The organism is uncultured Aquincola sp. (assembly GCF_964001545.1).
In the GTDB taxonomy this organism is placed as follows: domain Bacteria; phylum Pseudomonadota; class Gammaproteobacteria; order Burkholderiales; family Burkholderiaceae_C; genus Aquincola.
In genome coordinates this window covers 1-9,207 of sequence record NZ_CAXFDV010000589.1, presented here as the reverse complement: position 1 = coordinate 9,207, position 9,207 = coordinate 1, and the positions used below count along the sequence as shown (strand labels likewise).

Genomic DNA, 9,207 nt, shown 5'->3' with positions numbered 1-9,207 from the left:
CGTCGACCTGGGCAGCGGCCTGGCCGTGGGCGCCGAAGCCCTGGTGCGCTGGCGCCACCCGGAACGCGGCATCGTGCCGCCGATCGAGTTCATCGAGATCGCGGAGGAAACCGGCCTCATCGGCCGGCTGGGCGAATACGTGCTGACCGAAGCCTGCCGCCAGTTCGTGCAGTGGGGCGGCGAGCTGGGCGCACAGGCGCCGCAGCTGCTGTCGGTCAACCTCTCACGCGCGCAGCTGTTCGAAGGCGACATCGCCGCGCAGGTGGCGGCCGCGCTGCACCGCAGCGGCCTGCCGCCGCAGCAGCTGCAGCTGGAAGTGACCGAAAGCCTGGCCGCGCAGGACGACCGCATCCAGGCCCGGCTGCATGAGCTGAAGGCACTGGGCCTGAGCCTGGCGCTGGACGACTTCGGCACCGGCTATTCGTCGCTGGCCAGCCTGCACCAGCTGCCGGTGGACGTGGTCAAGATCGACCGCAGCTTCGTCAGCCAGTCCGAGTCGAGTGCGCACCACCGCGTGCTGATCGAGGCCACCCTCAAGGTGGCCCGCAGCCTGGGCATGCGCACCGTGGCCGAGGGCATCGAGACGCCGGGCCAGTCGGCCATCCTGCAGGCCCTGCACTGCGACAAGGGCCAGGGCTACTACTACGCCCGGCCGATGCCGGCCGAGGACGCGGCGCGCTGGTTCCTGGCGCATGTGCCGGCGCCGTTGCAGGAAGCCGAAGACGCCGCCTGCCCGGCGTGGTCGATATGAGGGGCGCGTGAGCCCTCTTCAGGCACCGCCGGTGCCTTCGCGCGCGGGGCAGCGCCTCCGCTGGCCGTTGGCGCTCAGCTCGCTCAAGCTGCGCCTGTCGATCACGGGCGTGCTGCTGATCGCGCTCAGCGTGGCCGTCACGGTGGGCCTGGTGCTCAACCAGGTGGCTTCGCGGGCTGAGCAGGTGGCGCTGGACCTGTCGCTGGCGCAGACGCGCAAGCTCGCCCGCATCGTGGGCGCGCGGGTGGTGAGCCTGCAGGTCACCTTGCGCGCGGCGGCCGACATGCTGCCCGCGGACCAGCTCGACGACGCCGCGGCGATGCGCCGCTGGGTCGAAGGCCAGAAGGTGCTGGGCAGCGCGCTGGATGCGCTGATGGTCATCGACCGCCATGGCCGGCTGATGGCCCTTCGCGACCAGACGGGCAGCAGCTCGCCGCCCATCCGCGTGAACGACCGCGCCTACTTCCAGCACACGATGCAGCTGGGCCGGCCGGCCATCTCCGACCCGCTGCTCAACCGGCTGACCGACCGGCCCATCGTGGTGCTGACCATGCCGGTGCACGGCGCCGACGGCCGGGTGGTGGGCATGGTGGCCGGCACCTTGCGGCTGCAGTCCAACCTGCTGATGTCGGAGGTCACGGCTTCCGGCAGCGCCGACGAGGGGCTGGTGGCCATCGCCGACGGCCAGGGCCGGCTGCTGGCCCACGACGACAGCCGCTGGCTGATGCGCGATGCCGGCGCCGACCCCTTGCTGGCCGACGCCATCGCCCACTGGCAGTCGATGGGGCGGCCGATGGAGCCCGAGGGCTTCAGCCTGCTGGGGCGGGGCCGCATGCTCTCGATGGCGGCCGTGCCGGGCGCCGACTGGCTGGTGGTGCGCAGCGCGCCGGTTGAAAGCGTGCTGTCGGCCCTGCACGAGGGCGCCCGCTGGGCGCTGGTGGCCGGCATCCTGGTGGCGCTGGGCGGCGGCCTGGTGCTGCTGCTGGTCACCCACGCCATGCTGCGGCCGCTGCGCCAGCTGGAGCAACGCGCCCACCGCATGCGCGACGGCACCACGCCCGACGACGAAGGCTGGCCGCAAGCGCAGGGCGAGATCGGCCAGCTGGCCAAGGCGCTGCACGACACGTTGCGCGAGCGCTCGGCCGCATCGGCCGCCAACCGCGAACTGCTGGGCAAGCTCAGCGCGCTGATGGACCATGCACCGCTGGGCATCGCCTTCTCAAACGACCAGCGGCTGGACCTGGTCAACGGCGCCCTGGAACGCATGCTGGGCTACGGCCCCCGGACCTTGCAGGGCCAGTCCACCTCGGTGCTGCTGCCTTCGGTGGCGGAGGCCGCCTCCCTGGTGCAGCGCATCGGCGCCTGCTTCCACGCCGGCCGGGCCTTCGACGAAGAAGTGCGCATGGTGCGCCGCGACGGCAGCCAGTTCTGGGGCCGCCTTTTCGGCGCGCCGGTGGACTGGCAGGACGTGGGCGCCGGCAGCGTGTGGACGGTGGAAGACGTGAGCCAGGCCCGCAGCCAGCGCGAGGCGCTGTCCTGGGTGTCCACGCACGACGCGCTGACCGAGCTGGTGAACCGGCGCGAGTTCGAGCGCCGCCTCAATGAACGCCTGGCAGCGGCCGACGGCCTGCCCTGCTGCGCCCTCTTCATCGACCTGGACCACTTCAAGGCGGTGAACGACACCGCCGGCCATGCCACCGGCGATCGCATGCTGGTGGAGGTGGCCCGCCGGCTGCAGGCCCAGGTGCGCAGCACCGACACCGTGGCCCGGCTGGGCGGCGACGAGTTCGCGGTGCTGCTGACGGCCTGCAGCCGCACCGATGCGCTGCAGGTGGCCGAAAGCATGCGCGAGGCCATCGAAAGCTGCCGCCTGCCCTGGCAGGACCGCTGGCTGCAGGTGTACGCCAGCATCGGCATCGTCAAGCTCAGCAGCGGCCTGGCCGACCTGCGCGCGGTGATGGCCGCCGCCGATGCGGCCTGCTACGACGCCAAGCGCGGCGGCCGCAACCAGGTGCGGCTGCACGGCGATGCGCTGGATGCGCTCACCTGCCCCGTACCGCTGGACGTGCTGCCGTGACCCGGCCGTCCCGTCTTCAGCCGCGTCGCCGCAGCGCGTGCGACAGCATCACCACCGGCACCAGCCCCACCAGCACGATGGCCAGCGAGGGCAGCGCGGCCTCGGCCAGCCGTTCGTCGCGTGCGAAGTTGTAGGCCACCACGGCCAGCGTGTCGCTGTTGAAGGGGCGCAGCACCAGCGTGGCCGGCAGCTCCTTCATCACGTCCACGAACACCAGCAGCGCCGCCGCCAGCGCCGAGCGCTGCAGCAGCGGCAGGTGCAGCTCGGCGAACAGCCGGCCGCGGCCGGCGCCCAGCATGCGCGCGCTGTCGTCGATGCTGGCCGGCAGCCGGGCATACCCCGCTTCCACCGACTGCAGCGCCACGGCCGAAAAGCGCACCAGGTAGGCGTAGATCAGGCCCATGATCGTGCCGGTGAAAAGGGCCCCGACGCCCGTCTGCGGCCACTGCGCCTGCGCCCAGCCCACCGGCAGCAGGATGCCCACCGCCACCACCGCGCCCGGCATCGCATAACCCAGCGACACCACGCGCGCGCCGAGTGCCAGGCCGTCGCGCCGGCCGCGGGCCGAGCGCGCCGCATGCAGCCGCAGCACGAAGCCCAGCGCCAGCGCCAGCGCGGCGGCGCACAGCGCGGCGATGGCCGCCAGCTTGAAGCTGGTCAGGCTCCATTGCGCAAAACGCGCCAGCGGCAGGCCGAATTCGGAGGTGGTGGCCTCGATCCACAACAGCCGCAGCAGCACCGCCACCGGCACCACAAAGCCCAGCAGCACCGGCGTGGCACACACCGCCATGGCCAGCGCGGCACGCCGGCCGTGCAGCTGCACCGGCCGTGCATCGGCACCATGGGTGGCCCCGCTGCGCGAGGCGGCAAAGCGCAGCTTGCGCTGCGCGCGCCGCTCGAACCACAGCAGCAGGCCCACCAGCAGCAGCAGCACCGAAGCCAGCTGCGCAGCGGCAATGCGGTCGAACATCACCAGCCAGGCCTTGTAGATGCCGGTGGACAAGGTGGTGAGCCCGAAGTACGAACCCACGCCGAAGTCGGCCAGCACCTCCATCACCGCCAGCGCCACACCCGCCGCGATGGCCGGGCGCGCCAGCGGAATGGCCACTTCCACCACCCGGCGCCGCAGGCCGGCGCCCAGCAGGCGGGCGGCTTCCATCATGTGCACGCCGCGCTCGCCCAGCGCGGTGCGCACCAGCAGGTACACATAGGGGTACAGGCACAGCACGAACAGGATCACCGCGCCCCACAGGCTGCGCACGTCGGGCCACAGCGCGCCTTCGGCGCCGGTGGCGGCGCGCAGCGCCACCTGCACCGGGCCGCTGTACTGCAAGAAGTCGGTGTAGGCATAAGCCAGCACGTAAGCCGGCATGGCCAGCGGCAGCAGCAGCGCCCATTCAAAAAAGCGCCGGCCCGGAAACTCGAACAAGCAGATGGCCGCCGCGGTGGCCGCACCCACCACCGCCACGCCCACGCCCACGCTGACGGCCAGCACCAGCGACTGGCCGGCATAACCCGGCAGCACCGTCTGCGCCTGGTGGCGCAGGATCTCCAGCGCGCCCGCGTCGAACGCCAGCCACGAGCCCAGCACGCCCAGCACCGGCAGTGCCAGCAAGGCGCACAGCAGCGCAAGCCCACGACGCATCACGAATCCATCCTCTTCCAACCCGCGCCATGGCTCACGCCATTGCGAACGCTTGTCATTCTCATGAAGCCGATATCATAGGTGCATGTTCCTGCAACTCGACCAGATCAGCGTGCGCTACCCCGGCAGCGCCGCCCAGCGCCCCGCGGTGGACCAGGTGTCGATGGGCCTGCGGCCCGGGCAGATCGGCGTGCTGATCGGGCCTTCGGGCTGCGGCAAGACCTCGGCGCTGCGCGCCGTGGCCGGGCTGGAGCCGCTGGCCGGCGGCCGCATCGTGATGGACGGCGAGCTGCTCTCGGGCGACGGCCGCCACCTGGCGCCCGAACACCGGCGCATCGGCATGGTGTTCCAGGACTACGCGCTGTTTCCGCACCTGACGATCGCGAAGAACGTGGCCTTCGGCATCCGCCACCTGCCGCGCGCCGAGCGCGAGGCGCGGGTGGCCGACATGCTGGAATTGGTGGGCCTGTCGCACGTGGCCGAACGGGCGCCGCACCAGCTGTCGGGCGGGCAGCAGCAGCGCATCGCGCTGGCCCGGGCGCTGGCGCCGCATCCACGGCTGCTGCTGCTGGACGAGCCGTTTTCCAGCCTCGACGTCGACCTGCGCGGCCGGCTGGCGCAGGACGTGCGCGCCATCCTGCAGCGCACGCGCACCACGGCGCTGTTCGTCACCCACGACCAGATGGAGGCGTTTGCGCTGGGCGACGTGATCGGCGTGATGCAGGGCGGCAAGCTCGAGCAATGGGACGACGCCTACACCCTGTACCACCGGCCGGCCACCCGATTCGTGGCCGACTTCATCGGGCATGGCGTGTTCGTGCCCGGCCGCATCGAAGCCGCGCCGCGCGGGCCGTTCGTGCGCACGCCGCTGGGCGAGCTGCGCGACAGCGCCGGCTGCCTGCTGCCCGACGCCTACCCGGGCGGCGAATGCGACGTGCTGCTGCGGGCCGACGACATCGTGCACGACGACGACGCGCCCACCCGCGCCTGCATCGAACGCAAGGCCTTCCGCGGCTCCGAATTTCTGTACACGCTGCGCCTGCCCACCGGCGAGCAGGTGCTGGCCCATGTGCCCAGCCACCACGACCATGCGGTGGGTGAATGGATCGGCATCCGCGCGGAGGTGGATCACATCGTCACATTCGAACGCATTCCCTCACCGAACTCCGCGCCCGCCGCGCAGTCCAAAGCCCTGAGTGAGAAGGCAACTTTGCCCTAGTTCACTCAATCCCCCGAAGGGGCCAGCCGTATACTGGTTTCGGGTATTTTTTGCTTGCTGCGGGGTGCCGTTCATGGGGTCCAAACTCAAAGTTGCCGGTCTGGTGGCCATCGGTGCCGTCGCCGGTGCATTGACCACGATGCAATTGCAGGCGTTCGCCCGCAACACACCGCTACCGCTCGAAGAACTGCAGCAGCTGGCGGCTGTCTTCGGCATGGTCAAGAGCGATTACGTCGAGCCGGTGGATGAGAAAAAGCTCATCGGCAACGCCATTTCCGGCATGGTGTCGGGGCTCGATCCGCACAGCCAGTATTTCGACAAGAAAACCTTCAAGGAATTCCGCGAAGGCACCAGCGGCCGTTTCGTCGGCGTCGGTATCGAAATCGGCATGGAAGACGGTCTGGTCAAGGTGGTCTCGCCGATTGAAGGCTCGCCCGCCTTCCGCGCGGGTCTGAAGGCCGGCGACCTGGTCACCAAGATCGACGACACGGCCGTCAAGGGCCTGACGATGGACCAGGCCGTCAAGAAGATGCGCGGCGAACCCAGCACCAAGGTGGTGTTGACGGTGTTCCGCAAGTCCGAGGGCCGCACCTTCCCGGTCAGCATCACCCGCGAAGAAATCCGCGTGCAAAGCGTGCGCGCCAAGGTGGTGGAGCCCGGCTACGCCTGGCTGCGCGTGAGCCAGTTCCAGGACCGCACGGTCGAGGACTTCGCCAGGAAGCTGGAAGAGCTGTACAAGCAGGACCCCAACCTCAAGGGCCTGGTGCTCGACCTGCGCAACGACCCGGGCGGCCTGCTGGAAGGCGCCATCGCGGTGTCGGCGGCCTTCCTGCCGAACGACGCAGTGGTGGTGAGCACCAACGGCCAGCTGCCCGAATCGAAGGCCACCTTCAAGGCCTCGCCCGACTTCTACATGCGCCGTGGCGGCACCGACCCGCTGCGCCGCGTGCCCGATGCCGTCAAGAAGGTGCCGCTGGTGGTGCTGGTGAACGAAGGCTCGGCCTCGGCCAGCGAGATCGTGGCCGGCGCGCTGCAGGACCACAAGCGCGCCACGGTGATGGGCGCGCAGACCTTCGGCAAGGGCTCGGTGCAGACCGTGCGCCCGCTGACCGCCGACACCGCCCTCAAGATCACCACCGCCCGCTACTACACGCCCAGCGGCAAGTCCATCCAGGCGCGTGGCATCGTGCCCGACGTGTGGCTGGACGAAACCGCCGAAGGCAACGTGTTCGCCGCGCTACGCATGCGCGAGGCCGACCTGGACAAGCACCTGACCGGCACCGACGAGAAGAAGGACGAAGCCCGCGAAAAGGCCCGCGAGGAAGCCCGCAAGAAGCTGGAAGAACAGCTGGCCAAGAGCAAGGACGGCCCCAAGCCGCTGCCCGAGTTCGGCTCGCCGGAAGACTTCCCGCTGGAGCAGGCGCTGAACCAGCTCAAGGGCAAGTCGGTGGTCGTCAGCAAGAGCGTGGTCGAGCGCAAGGCCGAAGCGGCCGAGACGACCAACAACTGATCCGCGCCACATCCGCCAGAAGCCCGCCACCCGGCGGGCTTTTTCTTGTCCGCCGCTATGCTGACCGCATGAACGACGACCAGCTGCTGCGCTACTCGCGGCACATCCTGTTGGACGACATCGGCATCGAAGGCCAGCAGCGGCTGCTGCAGGCGCATGCGCTGGTGGTGGGTGCGGGCGGGCTGGGCTCGCCGCTGCTGCTGTACCTGGCCACCGCGGGCGTGGGCCGCATCACGGTGGTGGACGACGACACCGTGGACCTGACCAACCTGCAGCGGCAGATCGTGCACGACATGGCCCGCGTGGGCATGCCCAAGGCGGCCTCCGCGGCCGAGGCGATGGGCCGCATCAACCCCGAGGTGCAGGTGCGCCCCGTGCTGCAGCGCGCCGGGCCGGCGCAGCTGTCGGCCCTGGTGGCCGAGGCCGACGTGGTGCTGGACTGCAGCGACAACTTCGCCACCCGGCAGGCGGTGAATGCGGCCTGCGTGGCCCACCGCAAGCCGCTGGTGGCCGGCGCGGCCATCGGCTTCGACGGGCAGCTGACGGTGGTGGACCCGCGCCGCCCCGAGGCGCCCTGCTACGCCTGCGTGTTTCCGCCCGAATCACCGCCCGAGGAAGTGCGCTGCGCCACCATGGGCGTGTTCGCGCCGCTGGTGGGCATCATCGGCAGCCTGCAGGCGGCCGAGGCGCTCAAGCTGCTGGTCGGCATCGGCACCTCGCTGGCCGGCCGGCTGCAGATGCTGGACGCGCGGCGCATGGAGTGGAGCGAGATCCGCGTTGGCCGGCAGGCTGGCTGCAGTGTGTGCGGCCAGGGCCGCGAATCGGGGCAGGCTGTCTAGACAAGCTCACCCCGCAGCACCGCCACCAACCCGTCCGGCACCTCGATGCCGTGCTGCTCGGCGGCGCGGCGCAGGGCTTCTCGGCGGGCGCCGGGCAGGCGCACGCCGTCGTCGCGCAGCATCTCGGCCACCAGCACTTCCACCCGCTCCAGGTAGCTGCCGCTGCCGGCCAGCGCGCCGGGGTCGATGACGATGAAGGCCTGGCCGATGCGCGGCTTGTTGCCCTCGTCGACGAAGAAGGTGTCGGCCTCGAAGCTGAAGTGCGCGCCGATGACGGCGCTGCTGAGCAGCTCGATCATCAGCGCCAGCATCGCGCCCTTGGGGCTGCTGGCCGCGCCCAGCGGCAGCATGGAGCCTTCCATGCCGCGGGCCGGGTCGGTGGTGGGCTGGCCGTCCACGTCCAGCGCCCAGCCCAGCGGGATGCTGCGGCCTTCCTTGGCGGCCATCATCAGCTTGCCGCGGGCCACCTCGCTCAGGCTGAGGTCGATCATCAGCGGATCGCCCGCGCCCGGCCGGCGCGGGAAGATGGCGGCGATCGGGTTGGTGCCGAACACCGGGTGGCGGCCACCGGCCGCCGGCATGGCCGCCGGCGCATTGGCGAAGGCCAGGCCCACCATGCCGGCCGCGGCCACCGCGCGCAGGTGGTCGACCATCACGCCGCCATGGTGGCTGTTGACCACGCCGGCGCAGGCCACGCCGTGGCTGGCGGCCCGCGCGATGGCTTCCTGCACGGCCAGCGTGCAGGCCTCGAAGGCCAGGCCGTCATGCGCGTTCACCACCACCGCGGCGCCGCGCAGCGCATGCACCGTGGGGCGGGCCGCACCTTCCACGCGGCCGACGCGCAGGTGGCCGGCGTATTGGGGCACCCGCGACAGGCCGTGCGAAGCCAGCCCTTGCGCATCGGCCAGCACCAGGGCCTCGGCCGTGGCGCGCGCCATGTCGGCACTGGCGCCTGCGCGCCCAGGTGCACCGCCTGCGCCATCGTCATCCTGGCCATCTGAAACCCGCTCCTACTGCCTCGACAAGAAGGGGCGCAGCATAAGCCGGGCGGCTGTCTTGCTTGCGGCGTTAAGCTCCCGCATCGACTTTCAACGACCACGCATGGACACCAAGCGCCAGGACCTGACGGCCCGCAATTTCCCCAGCGCCGAAGAAGACGCGCAGAT

Annotated in this window: 7 protein-coding genes; 5 read left to right on the top strand and 2 right to left on the bottom strand. The window is 70.8% G+C overall.

Going from position 1 to position 9,207, the window contains the following annotated elements:
* Together ABNT58_RS20395 and ABNT58_RS20390 are read left to right on the top strand one after the other, a co-directional pair.
* On the top strand, positions 1-751 hold a 751-nt coding region (locus tag ABNT58_RS20395; protein ID WP_348755249.1), incomplete at its 5' end, for an EAL domain-containing protein.
* 7 nt (positions 752-758) lie between these two features.
* The gene (locus ABNT58_RS20390; protein WP_348755248.1) at positions 759-2,828 is read left to right on the top strand and encodes a diguanylate cyclase; all 2,070 of its coding nucleotides are present in this window, start codon (positions 759-761) and stop codon (positions 2,826-2,828) included.
* A gap of 16 nt (positions 2,829-2,844) precedes the next feature.
* Here the strand turns inward: ABNT58_RS20390 and ABNT58_RS20385 are convergent, their stop codons facing one another.
* Positions 2,845-4,473 (bottom strand): iron ABC transporter permease, encoded by a 1,629-nt coding sequence (locus ABNT58_RS20385; protein WP_348755247.1) that lies wholly within the window; start codon positions 4,471-4,473, stop codon positions 2,845-2,847.
* 85 nt (positions 4,474-4,558) lie between these two features.
* Here ABNT58_RS20385 and ABNT58_RS20380 point away from each other — a divergent pair, with 85 nt between their 5' ends.
* The 3 genes from ABNT58_RS20380 (at position 4,559) to ABNT58_RS20370 (ending at position 8,041) form a co-directional block, all read left to right on the top strand.
* A complete protein-coding gene (locus ABNT58_RS20380; protein WP_348755246.1) occupies positions 4,559-5,692 on the top strand; it encodes an ABC transporter ATP-binding protein in 1,134 nt (377 codons plus the stop codon).
* 73 nt (positions 5,693-5,765) lie between these two features.
* The gene (locus tag ABNT58_RS20375) at positions 5,766-7,202 is read left to right on the top strand and encodes a S41 family peptidase (RefSeq protein ID WP_348755245.1); all 1,437 of its coding nucleotides are present in this window, start codon (positions 5,766-5,768) and stop codon (positions 7,200-7,202) included.
* A gap of 68 nt (positions 7,203-7,270) precedes the next feature.
* Positions 7,271-8,041: a HesA/MoeB/ThiF family protein gene (locus ABNT58_RS20370; RefSeq protein WP_348755244.1), complete on the top strand. Its 771-nt coding sequence runs from the start codon at positions 7,271-7,273 to the stop codon at positions 8,039-8,041.
* Here ABNT58_RS20370 and ABNT58_RS20365 read toward each other — a convergent pair.
* Positions 8,038-8,979, bottom strand: coding sequence for an Ldh family oxidoreductase (locus ABNT58_RS20365; protein WP_348755243.1), 942 nt, complete (start codon positions 8,977-8,979; stop codon positions 8,038-8,040). The two genes, ABNT58_RS20370 and ABNT58_RS20365, sit on opposite strands and share 4 nt — an antisense overlap.
* Between the last annotated feature and the right edge of the window lie 228 nt (positions 8,980-9,207).